Origin of the sequence: Hominimerdicola alba, assembly GCF_900112155.1 — a bacterium.
Lineage (GTDB): Bacteria > Bacillota > Clostridia > Oscillospirales > Ruminococcaceae > Hominimerdicola > Hominimerdicola alba_D.
In genome coordinates this window covers 1-25,729 of the sequence record NZ_FOKQ01000017.1, presented here as the reverse complement: position 1 = coordinate 25,729, position 25,729 = coordinate 1, and the positions used below count along the sequence as shown (strand labels likewise).

At 48.6% G+C, this 25,729-nt stretch carries 30 protein-coding genes and 1 pseudogene; 21 read left to right on the top strand and 10 right to left on the bottom strand.

All coding sequences use genetic code 11. From position 1 onward, the window contains the following. Window positions 1-27 precede the first annotated feature (27 nt). The 17 genes from BM265_RS10475 (at window position 28) to nspC (ending at window position 13,144) form a co-directional block, all read left to right on the top strand. On the top strand, window positions 28-504 hold the full coding sequence (locus tag BM265_RS10475) for a hypothetical protein (RefSeq protein ID WP_074961611.1): 477 nt from the start codon (window positions 28-30) through the stop codon (window positions 502-504). A 26-nt stretch (window positions 505-530) separates the two neighbouring features. Beyond that, complete coding sequence (locus tag BM265_RS10470) at window positions 531-1,199, top strand: hypothetical protein (protein WP_074961609.1); 669 nt, start codon at window positions 531-533, stop codon at window positions 1,197-1,199. 52 nt (window positions 1,200-1,251) lie between these two features. Continuing rightward, the gene (gene ilvD / locus BM265_RS10465; RefSeq protein ID WP_074961608.1) at window positions 1,252-2,916 is read left to right on the top strand and encodes a dihydroxy-acid dehydratase; all 1,665 of its coding nucleotides are present in this window, start codon (window positions 1,252-1,254) and stop codon (window positions 2,914-2,916) included. Window positions 2,917-2,950: 34 nt separating this feature from the next. Further along, window positions 2,951-3,520, top strand: coding sequence for a hypothetical protein (locus tag BM265_RS10460; RefSeq protein ID WP_074961605.1), 570 nt, complete (start codon window positions 2,951-2,953; stop codon window positions 3,518-3,520). Between the two features lie 4 nt (window positions 3,521-3,524). Next, window positions 3,525-4,799 (top strand): dihydroorotase, encoded by a 1,275-nt coding sequence (locus tag BM265_RS10455; RefSeq protein ID WP_074961604.1) that lies wholly within the window; start codon window positions 3,525-3,527, stop codon window positions 4,797-4,799. Window positions 4,800-4,809: 10 nt separating this feature from the next. Further along, complete coding sequence (locus tag BM265_RS10450; protein WP_074961602.1) at window positions 4,810-5,262, top strand: hypothetical protein; 453 nt, start codon at window positions 4,810-4,812, stop codon at window positions 5,260-5,262. Between the two features lie 18 nt (window positions 5,263-5,280). Beyond that, window positions 5,281-5,811, top strand: a complete 531-nt coding sequence (locus tag BM265_RS10445) for a nitroreductase family protein (RefSeq protein ID WP_074961600.1) — start codon at window positions 5,281-5,283, stop codon at window positions 5,809-5,811. 1 nt (window position 5,812) lies between these two features. Next, complete coding sequence (locus BM265_RS10440; RefSeq protein WP_074961598.1) at window positions 5,813-6,205, top strand: hypothetical protein; 393 nt, start codon at window positions 5,813-5,815, stop codon at window positions 6,203-6,205. Window positions 6,206-6,234: 29 nt separating this feature from the next. Continuing rightward, complete coding sequence (pyrF, locus tag BM265_RS10435) at window positions 6,235-7,170, top strand: orotidine-5'-phosphate decarboxylase (RefSeq protein ID WP_074961596.1); 936 nt, start codon at window positions 6,235-6,237, stop codon at window positions 7,168-7,170. Next, a complete protein-coding gene (locus tag BM265_RS10430) occupies window positions 7,170-7,454 on the top strand; it encodes a hypothetical protein (RefSeq protein WP_074961594.1) in 285 nt (94 codons plus the stop codon). The genes pyrF and BM265_RS10430 overlap by 1 nt, the downstream gene beginning before the upstream one ends. A gap of 51 nt (window positions 7,455-7,505) precedes the next feature. Next, window positions 7,506-7,949 carry a GNAT family N-acetyltransferase gene (locus BM265_RS10425; RefSeq protein WP_074961593.1) on the top strand — a complete coding sequence of 148 codons (444 nt, stop codon included), beginning with the start codon at window positions 7,506-7,508 and terminating at the stop codon, window positions 7,947-7,949. Window positions 7,950-8,169: 220 nt separating this feature from the next. Next, window positions 8,170-9,552 (top strand): hypothetical protein, encoded by a 1,383-nt coding sequence (locus BM265_RS10420; protein WP_074961591.1) that lies wholly within the window; start codon window positions 8,170-8,172, stop codon window positions 9,550-9,552. A gap of 44 nt (window positions 9,553-9,596) precedes the next feature. Continuing rightward, window positions 9,597-9,989 carry an SMI1/KNR4 family protein gene (locus BM265_RS10415; protein ID WP_074961589.1) on the top strand — a complete coding sequence of 131 codons (393 nt, stop codon included), beginning with the start codon at window positions 9,597-9,599 and terminating at the stop codon, window positions 9,987-9,989. A gap of 11 nt (window positions 9,990-10,000) precedes the next feature. Next, window positions 10,001-10,243, top strand: a complete 243-nt coding sequence (locus BM265_RS10410; protein ID WP_074961588.1) for a hypothetical protein — start codon at window positions 10,001-10,003, stop codon at window positions 10,241-10,243. 70 nt (window positions 10,244-10,313) lie between these two features. Beyond that, the gene (locus tag BM265_RS10405; RefSeq protein ID WP_074961585.1) at window positions 10,314-11,081 is read left to right on the top strand and encodes a dihydroorotate dehydrogenase electron transfer subunit; all 768 of its coding nucleotides are present in this window, start codon (window positions 10,314-10,316) and stop codon (window positions 11,079-11,081) included. Next, the gene (locus BM265_RS10400; RefSeq protein WP_074832830.1) at window positions 11,078-11,989 is read left to right on the top strand and encodes a dihydroorotate dehydrogenase; all 912 of its coding nucleotides are present in this window, start codon (window positions 11,078-11,080) and stop codon (window positions 11,987-11,989) included. The genes BM265_RS10405 and BM265_RS10400 overlap by 4 nt, the downstream gene beginning before the upstream one ends. 9 nt (window positions 11,990-11,998) lie before the next feature. Beyond that, the gene (gene nspC, locus BM265_RS10395; RefSeq protein WP_074961582.1) at window positions 11,999-13,144 is read left to right on the top strand and encodes a carboxynorspermidine decarboxylase; all 1,146 of its coding nucleotides are present in this window, start codon (window positions 11,999-12,001) and stop codon (window positions 13,142-13,144) included. Between the two features lie 463 nt (window positions 13,145-13,607). Here nspC and BM265_RS10385 read toward each other — a convergent pair whose 3' ends face one another. Genes BM265_RS10385 through BM265_RS10375 form a run of 3 tightly spaced genes read right to left on the bottom strand, consistent with a single transcriptional unit; the run spans window position 13,608 to window position 15,871 of the window. Continuing rightward, window positions 13,608-13,814: a type II toxin-antitoxin system antitoxin gene (locus BM265_RS10385; RefSeq protein ID WP_024858667.1), complete on the bottom strand. Its 207-nt coding sequence runs from the start codon at window positions 13,812-13,814 to the stop codon at window positions 13,608-13,610. A gap of 1 nt (window position 13,815) precedes the next feature. Beyond that, complete coding sequence (locus BM265_RS10380) at window positions 13,816-14,844, bottom strand: SPFH domain-containing protein (protein WP_074961579.1); 1,029 nt, start codon at window positions 14,842-14,844, stop codon at window positions 13,816-13,818. 49 nt (window positions 14,845-14,893) lie between these two features. Beyond that, the gene (locus tag BM265_RS10375) at window positions 14,894-15,871 is read right to left on the bottom strand and encodes a DUF4003 family protein (RefSeq protein WP_074961577.1); all 978 of its coding nucleotides are present in this window, start codon (window positions 15,869-15,871) and stop codon (window positions 14,894-14,896) included. Window positions 15,872-16,203: 332 nt separating this feature from the next. On the opposite strand from BM265_RS10375, the gene BM265_RS10370 reads away from it, so the two are divergent. The 4 genes from BM265_RS10370 to BM265_RS10355 all read left to right on the top strand — a co-directional run bounded on the left by BM265_RS10370 (window position 16,204) and on the right by BM265_RS10355 (window position 21,076). After that, window positions 16,204-17,070, top strand: a complete 867-nt coding sequence (locus BM265_RS10370) for a DegV family protein (protein ID WP_074961575.1) — start codon at window positions 16,204-16,206, stop codon at window positions 17,068-17,070. A 199-nt stretch (window positions 17,071-17,269) separates the two neighbouring features. Further along, on the top strand, window positions 17,270-17,989 hold the full coding sequence (locus BM265_RS10365) for a tyrosine-protein phosphatase (RefSeq protein ID WP_074961573.1): 720 nt from the start codon (window positions 17,270-17,272) through the stop codon (window positions 17,987-17,989). 145 nt (window positions 17,990-18,134) lie between these two features. Further along, window positions 18,135-20,450, top strand: a complete 2,316-nt coding sequence (locus tag BM265_RS10360) for a clostripain-related cysteine peptidase (protein WP_074961571.1) — start codon at window positions 18,135-18,137, stop codon at window positions 20,448-20,450. A 221-nt stretch (window positions 20,451-20,671) separates the two neighbouring features. After that, window positions 20,672-21,076 carry a bis(5'-nucleosyl)-tetraphosphatase gene (locus tag BM265_RS10355; protein WP_024858634.1) on the top strand — a complete coding sequence of 135 codons (405 nt, stop codon included), beginning with the start codon at window positions 20,672-20,674 and terminating at the stop codon, window positions 21,074-21,076. Between the two features lie 49 nt (window positions 21,077-21,125). Here BM265_RS10355 and BM265_RS10350 read toward each other — a convergent pair whose 3' ends face one another. The 7 genes and pseudogenes from BM265_RS10350 to BM265_RS10320 form a co-directional block, all read right to left on the bottom strand. Continuing rightward, entirely contained in the window at window positions 21,126-21,893 is a 768-nt protein-coding gene (locus BM265_RS10350; protein WP_074961569.1) for an AraC family transcriptional regulator, read from the bottom strand. A 149-nt stretch (window positions 21,894-22,042) separates the two neighbouring features. After that, a complete protein-coding gene (locus BM265_RS10345) occupies window positions 22,043-22,729 on the bottom strand; it encodes a DNA alkylation repair protein (protein WP_074961566.1) in 687 nt (228 codons plus the stop codon). A gap of 1 nt (window position 22,730) precedes the next feature. Next, the gene (locus tag BM265_RS10340) at window positions 22,731-23,765 is read right to left on the bottom strand and encodes a leucine-rich repeat domain-containing protein (protein ID WP_074961564.1); all 1,035 of its coding nucleotides are present in this window, start codon (window positions 23,763-23,765) and stop codon (window positions 22,731-22,733) included. A gap of 2 nt (window positions 23,766-23,767) precedes the next feature. Next, window positions 23,768-24,250, bottom strand: a complete 483-nt coding sequence (locus BM265_RS10335) for a hypothetical protein (protein ID WP_074961562.1) — start codon at window positions 24,248-24,250, stop codon at window positions 23,768-23,770. A gap of 10 nt (window positions 24,251-24,260) precedes the next feature. Next, complete coding sequence (locus BM265_RS10330; protein ID WP_074961560.1) at window positions 24,261-25,205, bottom strand: uridine kinase family protein; 945 nt, start codon at window positions 25,203-25,205, stop codon at window positions 24,261-24,263. An 18-nt stretch (window positions 25,206-25,223) separates the two neighbouring features. Beyond that, window positions 25,224-25,451, bottom strand: a pseudogene (locus BM265_RS10325) (acylphosphatase); the annotation flags it as partial. A gap of 57 nt (window positions 25,452-25,508) precedes the next feature. Further along, a partial coding sequence (locus BM265_RS10320; RefSeq protein WP_143098710.1) for an IS3 family transposase occupies window positions 25,509-25,729 on the bottom strand: 221 nt, incomplete at its 5' end.

Here is a 25,729-nt window from a genome sequence, read left to right as displayed (position 1 = left end):
CCCACTGTCAGCTGAGGAGGCTTTAAGATGAGTATTAAGGATAAACTCGCCGCTGCTGCGGGTAACGCAAAGGACTTTGTCGAGAGCGGAAAGCTCAGAGAAGGATTCGATAAGACAGTTGCCCCCATGCGTGAATATGTACAGAGCGGCAGGATGCATGACGATGCCAGCAGGGCTGTCAAAAGCACCAAGGAATTTTTAGGCAGCGGAAAACTTGGCGAAGAAGCAGGCAAGGCTGTCACGAAGACAAAGGAATTCGTGACCAGCGGTAAGATACAGGACAAGGCAAGCGCAGCTGTCAAGGGCGCTAAGGAGTACGTGGGCAGCGGCAAGCTGAAAAGCGATGCTGCCAGAACTATGGACAACGTAAAGAGCGTTTTCACAGGAGAAGATGCCGTGGCACGCCGCAAGGCTGAAGAAAAGGGCAGACCTGAGGGCGAGATAGTGGATGTCGAGTCCGTGGCAGAAGTCCCCGAGGAGGATGAGGATAATAAAAATGAATAATATTTATCCGATTGGACTGAACGCTTATGAAACTTAAACTCAACATACTTCACAAAATAGCTATTGCAGCCTTCGTGGTCGGTATCACTGTGCTTATATTCGGTCTGGTGATATTTTATAAATGTCTCAATATCCGCGATCTTTCAAAGCTGAAATTTGATGATATAAAAAGCGGATCATACGTAAAGGGAAAGATCTCCACTGTGGTAAGAGGTTATCCTATAGGGGCTACCGATTACAACGTTGAACCATTTGAACTTTATGTTACAGATTCGGAGGAGACAAGCGAGGGTGCATACAAGTCTTATTTTCTTATGGAACTGGAAAACGATCCTGAAAAGTATGTATGCGTAGTCATAGATCAGTATTTTGATACCGATCTGTACAATCAGATATTCTCCGGAAACAGAGAAGTTGATAACCTCAGCTACGATGTTGAGGGCATCATTACCTGCAACAAAGCTGATAAGGAGCTTATCGAAGAAGGCGTCGAAAAGTGGAAGGATAAGTATTCCGACCTCTATTACAACTCAAAATATATAATGGATATGAGTCCCGATGCGGTATCCGACTGCTGCATAAAACTAAAACCTCTCGGCACACGCAAATACTGGTGGCTGTATTCAATACCATTCCTGTTTGCGGGTATAGCACTGTTCATACTGGGCGGCAGACCCTATGAGCGTATAAAATAGTCAAAATAGTCACCTGAGGGTGAAATAATATTTAATAAAGAAGGTAATCAGAATGTCAAACAATTATTTTTGCGAGGGCGTTGAAAAAGCCCCTCAGAGATCGCTGTTCAATGCGCTGGGATTTACTAAGGAGGAAATGGAGAGACCTCTGATAGGTATCGTTTCTTCCTACAACGAGATCGTACCCGGTCACATGAACATCGACAAGATCACCGAAGCTGTAAAGCTGGGTGTAGCTATGGCAGGCGGTACTCCCGTAATGTTCCCTGCTATCGCTGTATGCGATGGTATCGCTATGGGACATCAGGGCATGAAGTATTCGCTGGTAACAAGAGACCTGATCGCAGATTCCACAGAATGTATGGCTCTGGCACATCACTTTGACGCTCTTGTCATGATACCCAACTGCGACAAGAACGTTCCCGGTCTGCTGATGGCTGCTGCAAGAGTAAACGTTCCTACAATATTCGTATCGGGCGGACCTATGCTGGCAGGCAGAGTAAAGGGCAGCAAGACTTCCCTTTCAAGTATGTTTGAAGCAGTAGGCTCTTTCAACGCAGGCAAGATGACCCTTGAAGACGTTCAGGAATTTGAGGATAAGGCTTGTCCTTCCTGCGGTTCATGTTCGGGTATGTACACTGCCAACTCCATGAACTGCCTGACAGAAGTTCTGGGTATGGGTCTTAGAGGAAACGGCACTATCCCCGCAGCTTATTCTGCAAGACTGAAGCTGGCTAAGCAGGCAGGTATGCAGATAATGGAACTGCTGAAGAAGAATATCCGTCCCCGCGATATAATGACCGAGGACGCTTTCAAGAACGCTATCGCTGCTGATATGGCACTGGGCTGCTCCACAAACTCCATGCTCCACCTGCCCGCTATCGCTCATGAATGCGGTATCGACCTCGACCTTGAGCTGGTAAACGAGATATCCGAGAAAACACCTAATATCTGCCACCTTGCACCTGCCGGTCACGCTTATATGGAAGACCTGAACGAAGCAGGCGGCGTATACGCTGTACTGGGCGAGCTGGCTAAGAAGGATCTCATCAATACAAGCTGCATGACCTGCACAGGCAAGACCGTTGCAGAGAACATCGCAGGTGTTGCAAACAAGGATACCAACATCATCAGACCTATCGATGATCCTTATATGCCCAACGGCGGTATCGCTGTGCTGAGAGGTAATCTGGCTCCCGATACCTGCGTAGTAAAGAGATCCGCAGTTGCTCCCGAGATGCTCAGCCACGAAGGTCCCGCAAGAGTATTCGACAGCGAGGACGAGGCTATCGAGGCAATCCGCGGCGGCAAGATCGTTCCCGGTGATGTTGTTGTCATCAGATACGAAGGTCCTAAGGGCGGCCCCGGAATGAGAGAGATGCTCAACCCGACTTCCGCTATCCAGGGCATGGGTCTGGGCTCGACAGTTGCTCTTATCACTGACGGACGTTTCAGCGGTGCTACAAGAGGTGCTGCTATCGGTCACGTTTCTCCCGAGGCTGCTCTGGGCGGAAACATCGCACTGGTAGAAGAGGGCGATATCATCTCTATCGATATCAATGCTCACAAGATCGAGCTGAAGGTAAGCGATGAAGTACTCGCTGAAAGAAGAAAGAACTGGACTCCCAGAGAGCCCAAGATCAAGACAGGTTATCTTGCACGTTATGCTTCGCTGGTAACATCAGCCAACAGAGGCGCAGTGCTGGAAATAAAGTAAATCATCAACTAACATACCGAACGGAGGAAATCAAATGAAAAAGGCAGTTTCAGGCATACTTGGCGTATTGTTCGTACTTATAGTGATATGCGGCGTTTTTGTATGCACATACGTATTCAACGAACCCTCACACGATAGAGGCACTGATTCCAGACAGCTGTTACTCGGTTACTGGACAGATGAGGACGATGATATCAGATTCTATTTTGATGTTTCAGGTGAATTTAAGATAGTTAAGCTCAGCGACGAAGATCATATCTACGCACAGGGCTGGTTCAAGGTAAATGAGAAGGCAGGCAAGATCAAGCTGATGCTCAACCCCAAAGCTGAAAGAGATGAATCCTATGATATGGGCGAAAAGCTGAAGCTGTTCTCCGAGATCACTTACAGAAATCTGGAAGCTGAAGAGCCTTATTCCGACAAGGGCTGGACTTTCCTTTCTCAGGCACAGCGCGATGAGATAATGAATGCTCCTGCATCCTGCAAGTTCATCATGTCGAATTCCGATGAGAATGTATATAACTGCGAAAGAAAAAGAACCATCAAGGAGTTCAATGGTGACGAAAAGGCTGATCAGCGTGTAGACAACGCAGCTAACAAGTAAGCAGATGGAACTTCTGATAAAAAATGTCAGAGCCTGCGATCCTCAGAGCGGGCTGGACAAGATCACGGATATAGCAGTCAATGGCGGTGTAATAACCGCCATTGGCGTAATTACAGATATTGAGGAAAATACAAGAGTTATCGACGGCAAGGGCAGACTTTGCGCTGTGCCGGGACTTTTTGATATGCACGTACATTTCCGCGACCCGGGACTTACCTACAAGGAGGACATCCTCACAGGTGCAAATGCGGCTAAGGCGGGAGGCTTCACGGGTGTTGCTTGTATGCCAAACACCAAGCCCCCCATCGATTCGGCAGAGGGCATACGTTACGTTTTTGAAAAGGCACAGAAAACGGGCATAGACGTTATCCCCTACGCCTGCGTGACCAAGGGCATGAAGGGCGAAGAGCTCTGCGATTACGATGAACTTAAAAAGGCTGGTATCACCGCGATATCAGACGACGGCAGACCGGTTGAAAACGCCGAACTTATGAGAAAAGCTCTGGAGCTTTCCAATGAGAACGGACTTATAATAACCTCTCACTGTGAAGACCTTAATATCATCAACGGCGGCATCATCAACAAGGGCGAAGTGTCGGAAAAGCTTGGTGTAAAAGGCATGGACAGAGCAAGCGAGGACAGCATCACTGCCCGTGAGATAACCCTTGCCATGAGCTGTGATGCGAGGATACACATATGCCACGTTTCCACATGGGGTTCTGTGAATATCATCAGGGCTGCAAAGCGTGACGGTGTGAAAGTCACCTGCGAAACTGCCCCCCACTATTTCACTTATACTGATGAAAAGCTTCTCAGCCGCGATGCTGACTACCGAATGTCGCCGCCGCTGAGGACTGAAAAGGACAGACAGGCTATCGAGGAAGCTTTGCTGGACGGCACCATCGACTGCATAATAACAGACCACGCACCACATTCCGCTGAGGAAAAGGCTGACTTTGAAAAAGCACCCAACGGCGTTGTAGGTCTGGAAACTTCTCTTGCGGTAACGCTGACCCAACTTTACCACACAGGCAAAATGAGCCTTTCAAAGCTTGCCGAAGTCATGAGCATAAATCCCAGACGTATACTTGGTCTTGAACCGATAAAGATAGCTGTGGGCGAAAGATGCGACCTCTGCATATTCGACCCCGACTACGAGTGGGAAGTTATCCCCGAGGAACTGAATTCCAAGAGCAAGAACACTGTATTCAAGGGCGAAAAACTCAAAGGCAGGAATATGTATACCATCTGCCGCGGCAAGGTGGTATTCAGCCTGTAAAGGAGAATAAATGGGTATCAGGAAAACGTTCACAGAAATGAAGTCCGAGGATTTCGGTACTATAAAAGTAAGTATACTCAGGCTGTATTCGGCGGAGGACGAGCTTGTAAATATCGAACTCTGTCCTGCATTGATGACGGAGGACGGAAATGTTTTCTGGGACAGATACGACAGCCTGCGGATCTACCGAGCCGACTACGAACATTTCATGATACCCGTTTTTGATAAGATATTCCCCGTAACAGACCCCGACCCTAAGGGCTGGGGGGTGCAGGAGTATTTTGACCGATGCTCGCTCAACTGGTTCGGTAGAGAGGATTGGCTGAAAATATCACAGGTGCTGAGATCGAAGTTCGGTAATTCGGATAATGAAGACGAACGCGCTTTCTGCGATGAAGTTGCAGGCTATATCGAAAGCACCGCAGATATCAGCACGATATTCTGCATTGACGGAAATCTGTGACACAACAGAGGTAAAACTATGAACGTTATTGACGCCATATCCGCAAGGCACAGCTACCGCGGAAAATTTGAGGATACCCCTGTGCCGCAGGAAGACCTTGTAAAGATAATGGAAGCAGGTCTCAGTGCGCCCTCGGGGTGCAACAAGCAGACCACAAGCCTTATCGCGGTGGACAACAGCGAGATTCTTGCGAAACTGCATGAGGTCATTGACCCGCCTGTTGGTGAGACTGCGCCCGCGGCGATATGTGTGCTGACACAGCGCATAAACGCCTACCGCGACAAATGCTTTGCGGTTCAGGACTACTCTGCCGCCATTGAGAATATGCTGCTTGCCATAACCGCTCTGGGCTATCAGAGCTGCTGGTACGAGGGGCATATCACCGATGATGACAGGATATGCGATAAAATGGCGAAGATACTGAATGTCCCCGAGGATTACGAACTGGTATGCTTCCTGCCTGTGGGGAAAGGCGTTGAAGAACCCGCCGCCCCGAAGAAAAAGGCTTTTGAGGAAAGAGCGTGGTTCAACGGTTTCGGAGGAAAATGATATGCGTATAAAAGTGTTAGAAATATCCGAAGAGAATTGCATGACCATCGTTACGGCAGAATGCGGTATCGGCAGTATACGCGGTGTATGGCATTTTCGCGAAGCTCCTGTTACGGGCAAAAGCTACAGTATAGAACTTTCTTTCAATGCCAATGAGCCAATAGACGGCAGTAGTATAGAAGTACTAAATGGCGGAAGTACAGGCATTTCAACTGACGGAAAAGTGAATGTATTCACCGCCGAGATAGAAGATATCGATGAGATATACTATCTGCGCTTCACATATGACGGACTTTCGATGCTGGATATAAAAGACCCGCCTGCGATAAACATCGGATACCATATAAGATTCGCGGTGGAGTGCGGCAGAACGGGGATATATCCGTATTTATAGCATGATATATATTTAAGGAGGAATTGACGATGTCAATGGACAGACTTATTGAAAACATAGTAAAAACACAGAACCCTTCGGTGGTGGGACTTGACCCCAAGCTGGAGTATGTTCCCGAATTCATCAAGGAGAAGAAGTTCAAGAAGTATGACCGCACACTTAAAGCTGCGGCTAAGGCTATCCTTGAATTCAACAAGTGCATCATCGATGAGATACACGATATATGCCCCGCTATCAAGCCTCAGGCTGCTTATTATGAGATGTACGGCTACGAGGGCGTGAAGACCCTTTACAAGACCATACAGTACGCTAAGGAAAAAGGTATGTTCGTTATGACCGACGGCAAGAGAAACGATATCGGTGCGACTATGGAAGCTTATGCGGCTGCACATCTGGGTCTTACCGATGTTGGCGGCGAGAAGATAGAGGCTTTCGGTGCTGATGCGCTGACAGTTAACGGCTATCTGGGTTCTGACGGTATTGATCCTCTGCTGGAACAGTGCAAGCTGTATGACAAGGGCATCTTTGTACTGGTCAAGACTTCCAACAAGTCTTCGGGCGAACTTCAGGATCTGAAGATCGGCGACAAGACCGTTTATGCTACCATGGGCGATATGTGCGAAAAATGGGGCAGTGAAGTAATGGGCAAGTACGGCTACAGCGGTGTTGGCGCAGTTGTTGGTGCTACTTATCCCGAACAGCTGGCTGAAATGAGAGCCGCACTTCCCCACACATTCTTCCTTGTACCCGGCTACGGTGCACAGGGCGGCGGCGCTGAGGGCGTAAGCAAGGGCTTCGACAAGAACGGTCTGGGCGCTATCGTTAACTCTTCCCGCGGCGTTATGTGTGCTTACAAGAAAGACGAGTGCGACGAGCAGGATTTCGCAAAGGCAGCAAGAAGAGAAGTTATCCGCATGAAAGAGGATATAATCTCCTACCTGCCCAGAATAGCTTTCCCTGACTGATGGACATATCACTGGTACGTTCATCGGCACTGCACGATGCAAGGTTTATAGGGCTTTATACAGACTATGACAATGCACGGGTGATACTTACACTGTTCGATAAGACCAATGAACCCGTGGAGATCTGTGTGGAAAATGTGCTCTCTCTGAGCATGACCCGCAACGAACCTTGGGGCAAGGGCAGTTATGTGGCATCCTCGGACATCGTGTCAAAAGATGACTGCGATCTGCTGACCATAGAGCTTAATTCCGGCGATGTGATAGCCATAAGCTTTAATGATTGAATAATACAGGCGCTCCTGATAAGCGGGGGCGCCGCTTTTTAAGGTGAAGATATGAGTGATATAATAAGCAAAGAATTTGCAGAACTGACCCCCTACGAACTCCACGCCATACTGAAAGCGCGGTGCGATGTATTCGTGGTGGAGCAGAACTGCGCCTACACGGATATTGACGGTATAGACCCAATATGCAGGCACCTGTTCACCCTGAATGACAATGGCGAATGTACATCCTGCCTGAGATTATTCGTCAAGCCCGATGAGCCCCACACCATGCAGATAGGCAGAGTTGTCACCACCGAGCGCGGCACTGGTCTTGGGGGCAGGCTCCTGCATGAGGGCGTAAAGCAGGCGCTTATGTATGAGGGTGTTGAACAGCTTTATCTTGAAGCACAGGTATATGCCATCGGTTTTTATGCCAAGGAGGGCTTTGAGGTATGCTCGGAGGAATTTCTCGAAGACGGCATACCTCATGTAAAAATGCGCAGGAAGACTTGACAAAATATATGGCTTGTGATATACTGTAATACTTTAATATGGCTGTCCCTTTAGCACACCATTTCATACGCCCGTATAATAATGGGATGTCTTCTTCCCCCCGCCTGCGGCGTGGGGAAGAAGACCGCAAACCATTGATATTGCCTGTCAAACGGTCGTATAGAATAGTGTGTCGGCGGGATAAACATATAATATTCGACCCCGGAGAAAGGAGTACAGTATGTTATTTTCAGGAAAAAGAGCGCCCACAATAAAAGCACGCCAAAAGATCGTCCCACACGGAGCGATCAGGAGCGGTATAGTATTCAGCGTCAGCGGCGGGCTTGGCAGACTTTGTAACGTCAGCGCGTTCTGCCATGATGACTACGCAAACAACAGCATCACCATGCTGAACGGCACACCTGTTGTGCAGTCGCAGGAGCCCTGGTGCCCGACTTGCAGAAGCCTGCTGATGGCGGGCTACGGCATAGAAAATGCAGACTGTCCCGAACTGCGGGCGGTGTGCGAGGCTGTCAACGCCGATTTCATAGATATTGAACATTCATTTGAGATAATGGGACCTCTGCTGGGGCTTCTGAATGACGGATACTATCTTCTGGCGGACGCGGAATGCATACCCACGAACGGCGAGGGTCATTTCTTCTGGGATATAGACCCCGCGCTGAAAGAGTACGACGCGGCAGTACAGATGTACTATTTACTTGAAGAGGACGGCTTCGATATGTACGCCTGTGAGAGCGTTGAGCCGATTTTTCTGTATCCTACGCAGTCGGCGGCGCTTTACAATTCCGAACGTGCCGAGTACTACCGCATACACAACAATGCCAACGAGAACGCTCCCCGTGCCATCGCATACGGTGGCTTTTATGGCATAAGTGCGCTGCTGGACGGTCACCACAAGGCTGCTGCGGCGGCACTCAACGGTCAGCGGGTGAAGTGCCTGCTGATAATACCCGCGTTTGAGCAGTTTTTCAAACCTGCGGAGGGTGACTGGGAATTCAGGCGACAGGTATTCACCGAGGATATCTTCTTAAAGGCTGAGGAATTCACCGAGAAAGAGAAAGCCGAGTTCCTGAAAAAATGGCTTGCAAAACGTGAGGAAGAAAAGCTTCCGCCGAAGCACGAACACAGCGAACCGAGATTCAGAGTGCGGGAGTGGGAGAAAGTATATTCCGACAACGCAAAGAAATACCCGACAGTACGTCAGCTTTCACTGGAAAAATATTTCGGGCCGGACAATGGTTTCGGCGAGATAAGCGAGAAGCTGAGAAAAGGTCTGGCAGAGGGCAAAACGCTCCCATTACTGGCGGACAATGTTTTCGGCATTGACCGGCAAAAGGGCATGGAGATACCCGCGATAAAGCTAATGCTGATAAAAGCTGAGCAAGAGGGCGACAGGTCGCTGAAAGAACTTGCCGCTGAGATTGTGCGCACTAGGTTCGGGGGATATGTGCTTGTGGCGGCGGCGCTGAGGTATCTGCTGATTTTCGATGACGACTGCGATGTTGAAAAAATGTTCATTGATATCATATCCGATGCTGATGACTACGAACGTTTCGGCGATATCGCCGTGAACTACTGGCAGGACGTTCCCGATGCTTGACACAAAGACTGTTATAGGATATAATATTTAAAGGTGTTGCCGATATGGATATTATCGAAGCTATCAGAAAAAAGTATGGCGGAAATATAAAGCTTTGTGCGCCGCTTGATGATGAAAGGTATGCACAGGCGAAAGAACTCCTGCCCGAAGAACTTGCAGAACTTCTGCGTATATCAAACGGCATACTTGAAACCATGCCCCACCCGAAAACAGGCGAGATCATGGATATATACTACATAGTTGACCCCTTTGATGATATACTTTCCGAAACAGAAAGGTACCACGAGGTTCACGGCGGTGACGGTGTAGCATTTGCAGGTAACGGCGCAGGGGATTCCTATGTGCTGAAACCTGACGGCAAGATATTTCTGATGGAGTATATTGACGAAGAAGAAGAATTCTGCGCGGAGAACCTGACAGCTTTTTTTGAGAAATAAGAGGCAGTTTTATGAAAAAGAAGATCATCGCGGCAGTAATAACGCTTGTTCTGCTGATACTGTTCGTTCCGATACCCTTATCTCCTCTGAAAGACGGCGGCACAAGGCAATACGCGGCACTGACTTACAAAGTTGTGAAGTGGCAGCGTCTGGTGGGTGAAGAACGATACATCAAAACATCGGTTTACTTTTTCCCCGATAATTTCAAGGACATTGATGAACTGTGGGAGAAAGAGAACGCTGATCTAGGCTGAAAATTGTAAACCTGATAATAACGGTACAACCGAAACATAAGATACAAAAATTATAACGGGAGTTGGTAGAATGTACAAACAAGGTAAATATCAGATAGTATCGAAAAAGACCTTAGCTAAGGGCATTTTCGATATCGAGGTGCTTTGTCCCGATGTGGCTGAACTTGCTGAGGCAGGTCAGTTTGCACAGGTGGCAGCGGAGGGATTTTTCCTGCGCAGACCCATCTCAATATGCGATATCGACAAGGACAAGGGCACTATACGCCTTGTATTCGAGATACGCGGCAAGGGCACAGAGAAGCTGGCTGAACTTAACAAGGGTCAGCTGATAGACATTATTGCGCCCCTTGGCAAAGGCTTCAAGGTGATGGAGGGCAAGAAAGCCATATGTGTCGGCGGCGGTATCGGTGTTCCCCCAATGGTGGGCATCGCCAAGGCTTACGGCAAAAATGCTGTGGCTATAAGCGGTTTCAGGAACATGGCTGCTGTTATCTTACAGGAAGATTTCAAGGCTGCGGGAGTGGAGACTATACTCTGGACAGATGACGGTTCGGCAGGCAGAAAGGGCTTTGTCACCGATGCACTTGAAGAGCAGATAGCTAAGGAAAAGCCCGATATCATCGTTGCCTGCGGTCCTATGGTAATGCTGAAAAGGATAGCGGATATCGCTGAGAAGAACGGTATTGAATGTCAGGTCAGCCTTGAACAGAGAATGGCGTGCGGTGTGGGTGCTTGTCTGGTATGCGCCTGCAGAACAGTTAAGGACGGCAAGGAGATACATTCTCACGTATGCAAGGACGGTCCTGTATTTGACAGCAAGGAGGTGGTTTTTGAATGAACAGGCTGAATGTGAATTTCTGCGGTGTTGATTTCAAGAACCCGATAGTACCCGCAAGCGGTACATACGGTTACGGCAGAGAGTATGAGTGTCTTTATCCCCTTTCAAAGCTGGGCGGAATCTCCGTAAAGGGTACCACACTGCACAGAAGAGAGGGAAATCCCGCCCCCAGAGTTGCTGAGACTCCCTCGGGTATGCTGAATTCCGTTGGTTTGCAGAACGGCGGTGTGGATAAATTCCTCAGCTACGAACTGCCCAATCTGGTAACAAAGGATACACGCATAATCGCGAATATAGCAGGTTCTACCATTGAGGAATGTGCTGAACTGGCGGCTAAACTCAAGGGCAGCGACATCGACATGATAGAGCTGAATATCTCCTGCCCAAACGTTAAGCAGGGCGGTGCGGCTTTCGGTACTGACTGCACTATTGCAGGACAGGTAACAAAGGCTGTCAAGGATAACTCGGACAAGCCCGTTATGGTAAAGCTTTCGCCGAATGTTACCAGCATCGTGGATATAGCAAAGAGCGTTGAGGCTAACGGTGCGGATGCTGTATCGCTGATAAACACACTTCTCGGCATGAGGATAGACATAAACACAGGCAGACCCATACTGAAGAACAACGTGGGCGGACTTTCGGGTCCTGCGGTATTCCCTGTGGCTGTCAGAATGGTATGGCAGGTGGCTAATGCCGTAAATATCCCTGTATGCGGAATGGGCGGCGTTTCCACATGGGAAGACGCTGTTGAGATAATGATGGCAGGTGCCAGCCTTGTACAGGTAGGCGCGGCAATTTTCAACGACCCGTTTGCTCCTGTCAAGATAGTTGACGGCTTGCAGAAATTCTGCGAGGACAAGGGCATAAACAACATATCCGAGATAGTCGGCACAGTTAAGCCGTGGTAAGGAGGGGCTATGGACTTTCCTTTTGAAAGCGATATATACTCCCTGAGAACGCCATGCTATCTAGTCAGCGAAAAGGCGCTGAAACACAATATGGAGATACTGCTCTCCGTCCGCAAGAGGACGGGGTGCAAGATACTTCTTGCCCAGAAGGCATTCTCGATGTATGCGGCTTACTCGATGATGAGACCTTATATCGACGGCACAACGGCAAGCGGTCTGTTTGAAGCAAAGCTGGGTCATGAGGAATTCGGCGGAGAGACCCACGTTTTCAGCCCTGCTTACAAAAAAGAGGATATGGCTGAGCTGGTTAAGATATGCGACGACATCATCTTCAACAGCTTTTCCCAGTGGAAGCTCCACCGCGGCACTGTTAAGAACAGCAGTCGGAAAGTTTCCTGCGGCATAAGGTGCAATCCTCTGTATTCGGAGATAGACACTGACATATACAACCCCTGTTTTACGGGTTCAAGGCTTGGTGTCACACCCGAGAATTTCGAGAACGGCGAGCTTGACGGAATCGAGGGACTGCATTTCCACACCATGTGCGAGCAGGGTGCTGATGTTCTTGCCAGGACTGTGCCCCACATCGAGGAGCATTTCGGCGAGTACATAAAGCAGATGAAATGGCTGAATCTCGGCGGCGGTCACCATATAACCCGCGAGGGCTACGATGTTGACCTGCTTTGCAAAACAGTTGACGGTATCCAGCAGAAGTACGGAGTTCAGGTATACCTTGAACCGGGTGAAGCCTGTGCGCTGAATGCGGGCTGGCTGGTAACTGAGGTACTTGACATCGGCAAAAACGGTATCGAGTTTGCCATAGTGGACACCTCTGCTGCCTGCCATATGCCTGATGTTTTGGAGATGCCATATCGTCCCGAGATAATAGGCGCAGGCAAGGCAGGGGAGAAAAAGCACGTATACCGCCTTGGAGGTCCTACCTGTCTGGCGGGTGATATCATTGGCGACTACGCTTTTGACGAGCCCCTGAAAGCAGGTGACAGATTGGTTTTCTGCGATATGGCGATATACTCCATGTGCAAGAACAACACATTCAACGGTATGCCATTGCCTGAGATTTATCTGGAAAAACTTGACGGATCTACCGAGAGTGTTAAGCGTTTCGGGTATGAGGATTTTAAGTGCAGGGTGTAAGCAAACGAGGAAAAACTGCCAAGGAAGAGAGCTTTTGGTCAAGCTTTTCGCGAAAAGCTTGCGAGGAGTTTGAGGGGCGGAGTCCCTCAATCACCAAGGCACGAAACCAAAATGCACAGCGAACAATAAGAGAACAGCGAACTCCCGCCCCTGTCAAAAAGGCGCGGCAATATCAAAAAATCGAGCGTGGACAATACAAATGTCCACGCTCTTTCTATGTGCGGAAAATATTGCCGCGCCTTTTTGGTCGGAAGGTTGTTGTGCTATTTAAAGCACAGTTGTCACGTCACTTTGGTGTCTTGACCGAGAGGCTCTGCCTCTCGAGCTCTTCGCAAGCTTTTCGTGAAAAGCTTGACCAAAAGCTTTGATTCGCGGCATAGTTTGTTTAGTGCGCAGGTTTGTTGCCGCGAAACGCTTGAGCCAAAGCTCTCTTCCTTGGCAGTTTCCGCTGGTGTGCCGTTTTTTATTCAAATTCCTCGACATCTAAATCGGGTGGGGCATCTATGTCCTTGCCTACATAGCCGCCGTTTTTACGCCGCTGCTTTACACATTCGGTCAGTAGATACTCTATCTGCCCGTTTACGGAGCGGAAGTCATCTTCTGCCCAGGAAGCTATATCGTTATACAGCTTCTCTGAAAGTCGCAGCGGTATCTGTTTCTTTGCTGCCATATCAGTACAGGCTGCCCGAATTTACTACGGGCTGTGCATCGTGATTGCCGCAGAGAACTACCAGCAGATTGGATACCATTGCAGCCTTGCGCTCGTCGTCAAGTTCAACGACGTTCTTTTCGCTGAGCTGTTCAAGTGCCATTTCTACCATGCCGACTGCGCCGTCTACTATGAGCTTTCTTGCATCAACGACTGCGCTTGCTTGCTGTCTCTGGAGCATTGCGGCTGCGATCTCGGGCGCATAGGCAAGGTATGTGATTCTCGCCTCGATGATCTCGATGCCTGCATTCTTAACTTTTTCCTGTATCTCGTCACGGATACGCTGTGCTACTATCTCGGAAGAACCTCTCAGGCTGCCTTCGTCGGCAACGCCGTCGCCTGTGGTATCAACGTTAGGTGCAACATCATAGGGGTAGAGCCTTACGATATTTCTCAGTGCGGTATCGCACTGGAGAGAGAGGTACTCCTTATAGTTATCTACTTCGAATACTGCCTTTGCGGTGTCAACAACTCTCCAGATAACTGCTATGCCGATCTCGATGGGGTTGCCGAGGCAGTCATTTATCTTCTGCTTGTTGTTGTCGAGGGTCATCATTTTCAGGGATATCCTCTTATCGATCTTTACATAGCCTGTTGCGGGGTTTACAGCGCCCTGTCCGCCTGCTGTGGTGGAAGTCTTTGCAGAGTCGCTCTTTACATCGCCGCTCTGACGAAGCTTGGTACTTGCTGCGGGGTTAACGGCTGTGCAGAAGGGGTTTACCCAGTAGAAGCCATCGCCCTTGAGAGTGCCCTTGTACTTGCCGAAGAGGGTGAGTACCAGAGCTTCCTGAGGACGGAGAACTTTTAGACCCATGAAGCCTATCCAGCCGAAAGTGATCCACAGTCCTGAAAGAATGCCTATCAGGATACCTGCGCCGCCGCCGATAGCGGGTGAAGCGGGAATACCGAGGAATGCTACTATATAGAGTATGATGAAAAGCATCATCATTCCCATGCCATTCTTCTTGGTCGAAATAATTTTCTCTGTCATAACGATCGTCTCCTTTATGTCTGTTATGTTTTTATATGTTGTTTCCTTGTTAGTTTGATGAAGCAGCTGCTGCATTTGAAGCTGCTATTACGCAGGCTATCATTGCACATTCGGCTGCCTGCTGTGCCGCCATCATTGCCAGGGTGGATGTCTGGGAATTCTCGCTGCCGCAGTAGAATGACAATGTCAGCATGGCTGCGTGGAGAAGTCTTGTGCGCTTATCGGTGCTTAGTATGCCGTAGCCTTTCTGCTTTGAAAGGAACTCGTCAACCTCAAACATCGTATCGGCTATTGTTTTAACGTCACGTTCGCAGATGGAAACTGCGGCGAGTACGGGGAGTCCGTAATGCTTATCGAACTTTCTGCCTGCATCTTTCAGGGTATTGTACAGCTTAGTCATCTTCCGGGCTTTCTCCTGATTACTGCCCTCGGTGATGGAGAAAAGCTGTGCGCAGGACTGTACTGCATCCTTATCGGAGAATGTCTTTTTCAGTATATCAAAACATTCTTCGCAGTCTGTGATGAGCTGTTCATCACTTTTATCCGACATCGCCATAAATCCCGACATGGTGCTGTCGGCACTGTTTGTGAGGAAAGGATGCTTTTTCTTCATCATATCGTAGAGCCTTTTTGCGCGGGTGCCTATCTCCTCGGACTGCCTTGCATCGGCATTATTACCGACCAGTATTGCGAGGAATGCCAGATACTCGGAACGGCTGAAATGCTTTTTCAATATGCTGTAGGTCTCCTCGATCCTTTCAGCCGCGCCCTGCGGGTCGCCCGAAAGGTACATCTCCGTAAGTATGGGGAGCTCGGAATGCCCTCGCAGATACGAGGCGGAGCTGATACTCTTTTTAAGTATCGTTTTGCACTCCTTGAACTCATCTGCATTTACGCTGACACCTGCGGCTGTCAGCTTATTTGCTGCTGCGGGGTAGATGAATGAACTCTCAAAGCGGACTGCTTTTTTCAGCGCATCGCGGTTTGTAATGAACTGTGTGCAGAATTCATTGATATTGTTTTTCATTGTTTTGCCTCCTGAATTATCTTCTGTCTGTTGATATTGTTATCACTCTATATAATCTCTTTGTGATATCAAAATAATATCACATTTTCTCAAAAATGTCAATAGCATTTACCCTCGGCAGCATACGCTTTGTATGTATCAATAAAAACCAATTTCCTGGGATTGATCCCGATATGCATTTTTCACATAAACAGGTGTTAAATTTTCAGACAGCTGTCAAAATATTTTCATAAAAACTATTGAATTACACTTCAAAGTGTGGTATAATTACATAAAATTAAGCAGCTATCCCTCACGATTTTGAGACAACTATATAAATGGAGTGATATGTTATGAGTAGACCATATACCCTTTTCTGTGATTCGACTTGTGATCTGCCTGAAGAAAGGCTTCTTAAAATGGACTGCAAGATAATCCCACTGACATTTGAGATAGACGGTACGCCATACACCACTGCTGATATCTCAATGCAGGAGTTTTACAGACGTATGCGTGAGGATGCTTCTACCAAGACTTCCCAGATATCCGTGGGAGTATGTCAGGATGCTTTTGAGGAAGAGCTGAAGCAGGGCAGGGATATACTGTATCTCACTTTTTCTTCGGGACTCAGCGGTACTTACAACAGTGCACTGATAGCCAAAGACAATCTTGCGGAGCAGTATCCCGATGCCAAGATAGTTATTGTGGATTCGCTGAGTGCGTCCTCAGGCGAGGGACTTCTGCTGATATATGCTGAGATGAAAAAGCGTGAGGGCATGGATATCGACCAGCTTGCAAGCTGGCTGGAGGTCAACCGTTATCATATCTGCCATGTATTCACGGTTGATGACCTGAAATACCTGTTCCGCGGCGGAAGAGTTTCTCGTGCTTCGGCTATTGCGGGTACGGTGCTTGGCATAAAGCCTGTACTGACGGTGGATAACGACGGTCATCTTGTACCCCAGGACAAAGTCCGCGGCAGAAAGCAGTCCATCAACAGGCTGGGACAGATGATAAAAGAGCGCAAGGGCAACTGTCTCAATCAGATAGTCACCCTGAGCCACGGCGACTGCATTGAGGACGCACAATACGCTGAAAAGATGCTCAAAGAGATCTTCGGCGAGGATACCGAGGTAGTTATGGCGTACACAGGTCCTGTTATCGGTGCCCACTCAGGTCCCGGCACATTGGCGCTGTTCTTCTGGGGCGATTACCGCTGATTATTTATAATGTATAATAGGCACTTCTGTCAGCCAACCGGCAGGAGTGTCTTTTTTGCCTTGTTACGAGCTTTGAGTTCTCAAAACATGGAATATTCGGAAAAATGCTTCCGTGCGTCTTTACTTTTACACAAAGTTGTGATATACTTATAAGTTGTATATATTCAGACGGCTTATGCCGATAGACAGGAGAAAAACTATGCTGATCGATTTTCACTCGCATTTTCTGCCAAAAATAGATGACGGCTCACGCAGTATCGATGAATCCTTGCAGATACTGGATATCATGGCTAAGGGCGGTATCGATACCATTGTGGCGACTCCCCATTTTTACTGCACCGAGCAGTCGGTGGAGTCTTTTCTGGAGAACCGCACAAAGGCTTATGAAGAACTTAAACCCAATCTGAGACCCGAGCACCCCGATATACACTTCGGTGCTGAGGTACTTTACGATCATTCCCTGGTGAATTATGAGAAGCTCCCTCAGCTTTGCATCGAGGGCACTAACTGGCTTCTTCTGGAAATGCCTTACACCGACCTTGATGACAAGATAATCAACGGTGTGGCTTCCATCACCGAAAGAGGCGATGTAAAGGTATTTATCGCCCATATCGAAAGATATCTCAACTTCACCTCGATGAAGCGCCTTGAACAGCTTATGCGCCTTGAGGTACTGGGACAGATAAATGCCAAGTCCCTCACATCATTCATGTCGAAAAGGCGCTGCATGAAGCTTATCGAGCATGGATATGTCCATGTTCTGGGGTCGGATTATCACCGTATCGGCAGAGGAGATGTTACGGTGGATATCGGTTACAATATCATAACCGGCAACAAGAAGTTCGATGACTTTGCCGAGTATGCCGAGAACAACGGCAGAAAGATACTTGCTGACGAACCTCTTGGCAGCATAATATAAGCATCAGCACTTTTCGTGATATCTGATAAATGCGGGAAGTATCTGCGGGTATCGGCAGGCTTAGGAAACTGCATTTCTTGACAACAAGAGAAAAATCGTGTAAACTATTTAGTATATATAATATTTTTAGCGGGAGGTAATTTGAATGGATAATAACAATCGTCCCCGTGCAAGACAAAAGAACTATCAGTCGGGCGGAAGCGGCGCTCACAGGCGCGGCAGCGGTCTCGGCAGTGGTCCTGTAGGTTCGGGCAGCGGCGGAGGTAGTTCCTCGGGCGGAGGTCCCAGCCGTGCGGCACTTGGCGGCGGTGGTTCGCTGCTGATAGTTATTGCGATAGTAGTATTCAATCTGCTGACAGGCGGAAAGGGCGGCAGCACTTCAAACGGTGGCAGCGGCTCACCCTCTGGATATGAAGCTGTGGACACTTCGGGATTCACCGCGTACAACAGCACAGAACTGGATACCACGGTAGCTGAGGGTTCCCGCGCAAAGTACACCTCAATAAAGGGTGACGGCAAGGACGATGTTACACTAATGATATATATGTGCGGCACCGACCTTGAATCCAAGTACGGTATGGCTTCTTCCGACCTTGCTGAGATGGCTGCTTCAAAGTACGGCGACAACGTAAATGTCATAGTATACACAGGCGGCTGCAAGAGCTGGAAGACAAAGGGTGTCAGCAGCGATGTCAACCAGATATATCAGGTAAAGGACGGCGGACTGAAAGTTCTTAAAAAGGACGACGGTTCAAAGCCCATGACCGACCCCAACAATCTTTCATCCTTTATAAAGTATTGCAGCAAGAATTTTCCTGCGAACAGAAACGAGCTTATCCTTTGGGATCACGGCGGCGGATCTGTCAGCGGTTACGGCTACGATGAAAAGAACAAGTCATCGGGTTCCATGGATCTTGCTGGCATAAACAAGGCGCTTAAAGACGGCGGTGTAAAGTTCGATTTCATCGGCTTTGATGCCTGCCTTATGGCTACTGCTGAGACAGCTCTCATGCTGGGTCAGCACGCCGACTATATGATAGCTTCCGAAGAGACCGAGCCCGGTATCGGCTGGTACTACACCAACTGGCTCTCAAAGTTGGGCGAGAATACATCTATACCCACTATCGAAATGGGCAAGAATATAGTCGATGATTTTGTGGCAGCCTGCGGCAAGAAGTGCCCCAGCTCACAGACCACACTTTCTGTCATCGACCTGGCTGAATTTTCCAATACAGTACCTTCAAAGCTTTCCGCTTTTGCAACTTCCGTAAGCGGAAAGATAACTGCTAAGGACTATAAATCAGTATCAACAGCAAGAAACAACACCCGCGAATTTGCAAAGAGCTCAAAGATAGATCAGGTTGATCTGGTGGATCTTGCGGACAAGGTGGGAACTTCCGAGGGCAAGGCGCTCTGTGATGCGCTCAAAGGTGCTATAAAGTACAACAGAACATCTGCCAGCATGACAAATGCTTACGGTGTTTCCATATACTTCCCTTATAAGAGAACATCTTTTGTTGACTCGGCTTGCAGCACCTACAGCGCTATCGGCATGGGCGACGAATACAGCAAGTGCATACGCCAGTTTGCAAAGCTTGAGACCAGCGGTCAGATAGCTGCGGGCGGCACAGGTTCACCTCTTGGCTCCCTCTTTGGCAGCGGCAGCAGCGGTTCAAGCGGAAGTGCTGACATCATCGGCGATCTTCTGGGCGCCTTCCTTGGCGGTTCTGGCAAGAGCATTGACGGTCTTGACAGAAGCAACACCGATTTCATGAACGAATCTACCATATCTGACAGCGACGCTTCGGAATATCTCTCGCTGAATTATTTCGATGTAAACAATCTGGTATGGGAAGAAAAGGACGGCAAGCACCTTATGGAGCTTCCCGAGAATCAGTGGTCACTGGTACAGAGCCTCGACCTGAACCTTTTCTACGATGACGGAAACGGATATATCGACCTTGGTCTTGATAATATGTACAGCTTTGAGGACGGCAAGCTTGTTGCCGACACCGACAAGACATGGCTCTCCATCAACGGTCAGCCTGCGGCATACTATCACACCGATACAGTGGAAAACGGCGAGGATGATTACATCACCACAGGCTATGTTCCTGCTCTTCTCAACGATGACAGAGTTGATCTTATACTGAAATTCACCGATGAGAACCCCAACGGTGAGGTCATCGGTGCGACTGATGCTTATGTTGAGGGCGAGACCGATACCATCGCAAAGGGCGAGATAGAGATCAAGGACGGCGACACCATCGATCTGCTCTGCGATTATTACAGCTACGACGGCGTATATCAGGACAGCTATAAGCTGGGCGAGCAGATAACTGTAAAGGGTGCGCTGAAACTCAGCGATACCGATATCGGCGACGGCAGCGTAAGGCTGACTTACAAGTTCACTGATATATACGATCAGGCATACTGGACACCTTATATCACCCTGAAATAACGGGGCGAAAGGCTCTTTGAATCCAACAAAATATTAAGCCGACAGCACGCGGAAACTCGCCTGTGCTGTCGGCTTTTTGCTTGCAATTTCGGATTTTTTTATGACAATTTTGCCGATAGGTATAGACAAATAAGGGCAAATGTGATATAATTAATTTGATATATCTAAGGAGCTGTCCTATTGCTGCATGGGCAGGCTCGCAAAGGAAGGATGCTATAATAATGCTGCATGAAAAATCCTGTGGCGCTATTGTGTACCGCAAGTACCATGGCAACACGGAAATATTGCTGATAAAGCACATCAACAGCGGACACTGGTCTTTCCCTAAAGGCCATGTTGAGGGTGATGAGACCGAGGAGGAGACCGCAAAGCGCGAGATCTTCGAGGAGACGGGCATTGAAGTCAACCTTGACACCACGTTCCGTGAGATAGTGTCTTATTCGCCGCGCAAGGATACCCAGAAGATCGTGGTATACTTCATCGGCAAGGCAAAAAATACCGATTACCGCCCTCAGGAAGACGAGATATCCGAGATACGCTGGGTCGAGATCGACCGCTGCAATCAGGTCCTCGCTTACGAGAATGACAGGAGCATCGTCAATAAGGCGAAAAAATTTATAATCTGATACAGCAAAACGAGTCCCTGCTTGCGGCACGGGGCTCGTTTATTTTTATTTACCGGAGTGCTGTGATCTCACGGTAATGGGTTGGGGTAAGACCTGTCTGCTTTCTGAATACGCCTGTGAAATAGTCAACGGACGAGAAGCCCAGAAGTTCGCTTATCTCGCATACACGGAGCTTTCCTGATCCGAGGAGCTCTTTTGCGTATTCTATGCGGAATTTATTGTAGAAGCTGTTGAAGGTCATTCCTGTTTCCTGCTTGAACAGCTTGCCGAAGTAATCGCGGTTGAAGCTGAAATACTCAGCGGCTGAGCCTGTGGTGGCTGTTTCGCCCTCGCTGTGTGCGATGAAATCGCGGAGCTTTGATATGAAGCCTGCATTTCCCCTGTCGAGAACAGCGAATGCCTTTTCGGCTGCACGGCAGTACTCTTCACCCGGCTTGCCCTTTGCTGCGATACACCGTGCTCTCATTACAGCGCGGCGAAGTCTGCTGCGGGAGGGCGGTTCTGCGATGACATCACAGGCACCCATGGAGAAATATCTGCCTACACCTGCGCCCTCTGTGCGGGGGACTATCACAACGGCTGCTATGCCCTTTTCGGTGCATTTTCTTAGTATAACAGCTGCATCGGTCTCGGGGGGACGGTCTGTTATCACAACTATACCTATACTGCCGCTTTCAAGTGCAGCAAGTGCTTCGTGGGTAGTCATAGCTGTCTGCTCTGCCGTCATACCAAGCTCGCGCCACAATGACATGGACTTATACCTTTTCAGCCTGGCGGAATCACTCTCCGCCAGCAGTACTTTTATTGTAGCTGTCATTTTACCTCACCTCCGTAAAAATATAAAAAGACGCTGTAATAATTTATTACAGCGTCCTTGCCTTACTTGTTTTATTGTTATCATTTTAACATATCCCTGCGGGATTGTCAATGTCATTTTTGCAGAAAAATGATGCCCCGAAATAAGGTCTATTTGGGCATTTTCCGCTTAAAGCCCGAAAGATAAGTCTTTCTGTCCTCGGGTATCTTCAGGCTCTCTTTCGCCTTTTGAATGGCTTTATTGCTGACCCACGGGCTGAGTTTCGCTTCGGTGATATAGGATAGCGCGGCATCATACTGCTGTGCAAGCGCTTCGGCAAAGAACCATGCCTGCATCATTTTTACGTAGTATTCCTCCGACTGCACCGAAGCTACCCATTCAAGATACTCATGCTTGAAGTGTTCACCCAGATAGTGCATCATCAGCATTTTCATGCCAAATCGGGTAGTATAGCACTTTCCGCTGTTTATCCAGCGCTTTATATGGGGCAGAAGTTCCTTCTGCCTGCCTTTGAAGCTTCTGGGATTCAGCTGGTCGCAGGTCGCCCAGTTATCGACGTATGGCAGAAATTTATCAGTTTCTTCCAGTGCTTTGTCAATGTCCTTTATCTCGGTGATAGTCAGCGAATGGAGCTGATTTTCGTCAAAAAGCTCATGAGGCACGGCAGAAAGAAATCTGTCGGCTTCACCGCTTTTTATCAGCTTTTTCGCAAGTTTCCTGATATCGGGGGTACGCACGCCTAAGAATATCTCCTTCGGCACATTGGGCAGAAGCTTGCTCTGGAAATCGCGGTATTCCTTATCAGCAACAGCTTCAAGCTCGATTCTTATATCCATATCAGTAATCCTTGGGCAGACCGCAGGCTTCGCAGGTCTTTTTGAAAACGCCCTTGAAATGTCCGCCGCAGTGTCGGCAAAGTCCCTGTTTTACAAGGAACTGGTCGAGCCACGGTGTTGTGGCAAAAACGTCCATATAATTATAGGGAAGCTTGCCCATATTCACATTTCTGAGGGCACTGCATCCAGCAAATGTCCTTACACCTGAGCCGTCGTTCTCGAAAGTTTCGATGGAAGCGGGAACGGTTATCACCGAAAGATTGCGGCATTCGGCAAAGGCGGAAGCACCTAGGGATATCACCGTGCCGGGGAGAAGAATCTCCGTGAGACCGAAACAGCCCGAAAATGCGTAAGCACCGATGGTCTTTATTCCCGGTGGGATAGTCAGGGCACGAAGCTCACGGCAGTCGGCAAAGGCATAGCTGCCGATGTTCTTGATATTGCCGTGTAGCTTGATGGTGGTCAGGGACACACAGCCGCGGAATATATCATTTGCAAGCTCGTGGATAGCCTTTGGCAGCTTGACCGAAGCAAGCTCGGAACAGCCGTTGAAAGCCCCTGCGCCTATCTGGGTGACTGAATCGGGGATATCCATAGCCGAAAGCTTTACACAGCCGTTAAAAGCGTTTGAGCCTATCCTTGTGAGAGTCTGGGGAATATCCACCACTTCAAGGGAAGTACATCCGAAAAACGCGCCCCACATACCATTGCCTGCGCTCTGTATCTCGGTACAGCCCTCAGGCAGAACTACCCTGTGAACGTTAACGCAGTCCTTGAAAGCCTGTGCGCCGATGGCGGTAACACCCTCGGGGACGTACACCACAGGGTCACTGCCGTTATACTTTTCAAGCACACCTGCACGCATGGCAAACTCGGGACCGTTATTTACAGGCTGTTCTTCGGGGATAAACACCTCCGCTTTCTGCATTGGTACGGCAAAAGCCGCGCCGCAGCTCTGGCATACCGCAGCGGTGAGACCGCTGTCTATACGGTTAATGTCCCCGCACATAGGGCAGGCAACATCTATTTCTGTCATTTTCAACACTCCTCCGCGACCATTATGGGATAGCCGCTGATATATTTTTTCACCGCGAACGGTGCTCTGTCCGCATACGCGAATATCTGTGGTGCAAGCTCCTTAGCCACCGCCTGTATCTCGCACAGGGGTCTTGTCTGCACAACGGGACACACCGTTGAAAGTGCTATGACCCTTGTGCCGTTCAAGTCCATCACCCTGAAAGGCCATATGCGGCAGTCGAAAGGCTTTTCGGTGCCCATGATACAGCCCTTTTCATGATCCAGCAGCGAGCAGTAATACAAGTCCCTGTCGGGCTCTTTCTGCATTTTCAGCAGGCTGTGATCTTCAAGATCGAGAAAATCCTGATCGGGCTTGAAATCATCTAGTATACTCTGGCGGGTGCTTTTTTCTATCACGGGAGTCTCCCAGAGGTCATAGCTGTCAAAACAGCAGCAGAGCCTGCATTTTGCACATTCCTCGCGTGAAAGCAGTTTACCTATCATAATGTTTCTCCTAATCGGTATATATACTTCCGCCGAGGAATTCCCTGACAAGGGTATCCTTGCCGATGAGGTCGGTATCTATGGGGTCAACTTCCTCTAGCAGACCAAGTATGCTCTTGTACTTGTCGAAGTCCTTGTAGGTCTTGCTGGCATCTCTCATTTTATCCAGCAGAAGTCCCTTATATGCGGCGGGCTCATAGCCTATATAGGTATCCAGCGAGAATTCCTTTTCTTCCTCTGCGCGGTACTTGAAAGGCAGTATGAACCTCTCCTCACCGCGGGAAACGTTCTTGAACATATCAAAAGTCTCAGCGGGACCTCTTCCTCTCGACCTTTCATCGCGGATAAGTCTGCGCATGAGCCTTATCATCGAGGGATGAACCAGCGCACCGCTGCTCAGTTCGATACGGGTGCGGACGCTGACGTACATACATCTTGCAAACTCCCCTGCACCGCCTGTTACCTGCGGATTGAGAGCGTGTATGCCCTCAAAAACGATGATATCGTCCTTGCCGCGCTTGAACAGGAAGCCGTCGGAAGATGACTGTTCAGCAAAATTGAATTTAGGTATCATTACTTCCTCACAGCGTGATATCTTCTCCATATGCTCATTGAGCTTGTTGATATCTATCCGCATGGGAGATTCATAATCGGGCGAGCCGTCCTCGTTTACAACGTGCTCAAAAAAGCCCTTGGGCAGAAAATAGTCGTCCATTGATATGGTATGGGTATGTATGCCCATATCATCCAGCATATTATCTATTTTAAGCGCCGTGGTGGTCTTGCCCGAGCCCGAAGGACCTGCAAGAAGGATTATGGGACGCTCGCGGTGTTCGTCAGCTATCCTTTCAGCTGCACGGCGGAGTTTCTTTTCGTACTTTTCATTACATTCAGCGATGAATCCGCTCTGCTCTGCTACTTTGCTGTTTAGTTTATTGATGTTTATCTTTTTCATGGTTCGTCTACTCCGTTTTCATCGTACTATAAACATGGAGTCGCCCTCAGGAGGGATACGCTCTACATCCATGCTTTCAATGCGTATAAATGTGCCGTTATCTATTTCCATAAGTGTACTGTCCACATCGGCTTCAGTGCCTTCAAATTCAGCCTCAACAGTGCCGTCGTAAAGATTTTTCACCCAGCCTGTCACGCCGAACTTCTGAGCGGCATGGTAGGCGGTAAATCTAAAACCCACGCCCTGTACTGAACCGAACCACTTTGTGCGTACAGCACAAAAAAGCCCCTATGGATAATTAAATCAAGCAACGAACTGGCTTCGCAATTCAAGCGGAGTCAGTTTTGTTTTGAGTTGAATACGCTGGTGATTGTAAAAGTAGATGTAATCATCAATGAGCTGCCGTGCTTCATCAAATGTCTTTATCTTCGTCCTGTAAATGCATTCGGTTTTGAGTATAGAAAAGAAATTTTCTGCTAAAGCATTGTCATATGGGTTCCCACGTCTTGACATTGACGGCGTAA

Coding starts and splice junctions, on each gene's coding strand:
- BM265_RS10450 (WP_074961602.1), top strand. CDS start 4,810: ATGGGTATCAGGAAAACGTTCACAGAAATGAAGTCCGAGGATTTCGGT.
- BM265_RS10425 (WP_074961593.1), top strand. CDS start 7,506: ATGAGTGATATAATAAGCAAAGAATTTGCAGAACTGACCCCCTACGAA.
- BM265_RS10405 (WP_074961585.1), top strand. CDS start 10,314: ATGTACAAACAAGGTAAATATCAGATAGTATCGAAAAAGACCTTAGCT.
- BM265_RS10375 (WP_074961577.1), bottom strand. CDS start 15,871: ATGAAAAACAATATCAATGAATTCTGCACACAGTTCATTACAAACCGC.
- BM265_RS10455 (WP_074961604.1), top strand. CDS start 3,525: ATGGAACTTCTGATAAAAAATGTCAGAGCCTGCGATCCTCAGAGCGGG.
- BM265_RS10410 (WP_074961588.1), top strand. CDS start 10,001: ATGAAAAAGAAGATCATCGCGGCAGTAATAACGCTTGTTCTGCTGATA.
- BM265_RS10345 (WP_074961566.1), bottom strand. CDS start 22,729: ATGGATATAAGAATCGAGCTTGAAGCTGTTGCTGATAAGGAATACCGC.
- BM265_RS10380 (WP_074961579.1), bottom strand. CDS start 14,844: ATGACAGAGAAAATTATTTCGACCAAGAAGAATGGCATGGGAATGATG.
- BM265_RS10440 (WP_074961598.1), top strand. CDS start 5,813: ATGCGTATAAAAGTGTTAGAAATATCCGAAGAGAATTGCATGACCATC.
- BM265_RS10335 (WP_074961562.1), bottom strand. CDS start 24,250: ATGATAGGTAAACTGCTTTCACGCGAGGAATGTGCAAAATGCAGGCTC.
- BM265_RS10365 (WP_074961573.1), top strand. CDS start 17,270: ATGCTGATCGATTTTCACTCGCATTTTCTGCCAAAAATAGATGACGGC.
- BM265_RS10415 (WP_074961589.1), top strand. CDS start 9,597: ATGGATATTATCGAAGCTATCAGAAAAAAGTATGGCGGAAATATAAAG.
- BM265_RS10445 (WP_074961600.1), top strand. CDS start 5,281: ATGAACGTTATTGACGCCATATCCGCAAGGCACAGCTACCGCGGAAAA.
- BM265_RS10340 (WP_074961564.1), bottom strand. CDS start 23,765: ATGACAGAAATAGATGTTGCCTGCCCTATGTGCGGGGACATTAACCGT.
- BM265_RS10350 (WP_074961569.1), bottom strand. CDS start 21,893: ATGACAGCTACAATAAAAGTACTGCTGGCGGAGAGTGATTCCGCCAGG.
- BM265_RS10370 (WP_074961575.1), top strand. CDS start 16,204: ATGAGTAGACCATATACCCTTTTCTGTGATTCGACTTGTGATCTGCCT.
- BM265_RS10475 (WP_074961611.1), top strand. CDS start 28: ATGAGTATTAAGGATAAACTCGCCGCTGCTGCGGGTAACGCAAAGGAC.
- BM265_RS10400 (WP_074832830.1), top strand. CDS start 11,078: ATGAACAGGCTGAATGTGAATTTCTGCGGTGTTGATTTCAAGAACCCG.
- BM265_RS10330 (WP_074961560.1), bottom strand. CDS start 25,205: ATGAAAAAGATAAACATCAATAAACTAAACAGCAAAGTAGCAGAGCAG.
- pyrF (WP_074961596.1), top strand. CDS start 6,235: ATGTCAATGGACAGACTTATTGAAAACATAGTAAAAACACAGAACCCT.
- BM265_RS10420 (WP_074961591.1), top strand. CDS start 8,170: ATGTTATTTTCAGGAAAAAGAGCGCCCACAATAAAAGCACGCCAAAAG.
- BM265_RS10355 (WP_024858634.1), top strand. CDS start 20,672: ATGCTGCATGAAAAATCCTGTGGCGCTATTGTGTACCGCAAGTACCAT.
- BM265_RS10360 (WP_074961571.1), top strand. CDS start 18,135: ATGGATAATAACAATCGTCCCCGTGCAAGACAAAAGAACTATCAGTCG.
- BM265_RS10460 (WP_074961605.1), top strand. CDS start 2,951: ATGAAAAAGGCAGTTTCAGGCATACTTGGCGTATTGTTCGTACTTATA.
- nspC (WP_074961582.1), top strand. CDS start 11,999: ATGGACTTTCCTTTTGAAAGCGATATATACTCCCTGAGAACGCCATGC.
- ilvD (WP_074961608.1), top strand. CDS start 1,252: ATGTCAAACAATTATTTTTGCGAGGGCGTTGAAAAAGCCCCTCAGAGA.
- BM265_RS10385 (WP_024858667.1), bottom strand. CDS start 13,814: ATGGCAGCAAAGAAACAGATACCGCTGCGACTTTCAGAGAAGCTGTAT.
- BM265_RS10470 (WP_074961609.1), top strand. CDS start 531: ATGAAACTTAAACTCAACATACTTCACAAAATAGCTATTGCAGCCTTC.
- BM265_RS10430 (WP_074961594.1), top strand. CDS start 7,170: ATGGACATATCACTGGTACGTTCATCGGCACTGCACGATGCAAGGTTT.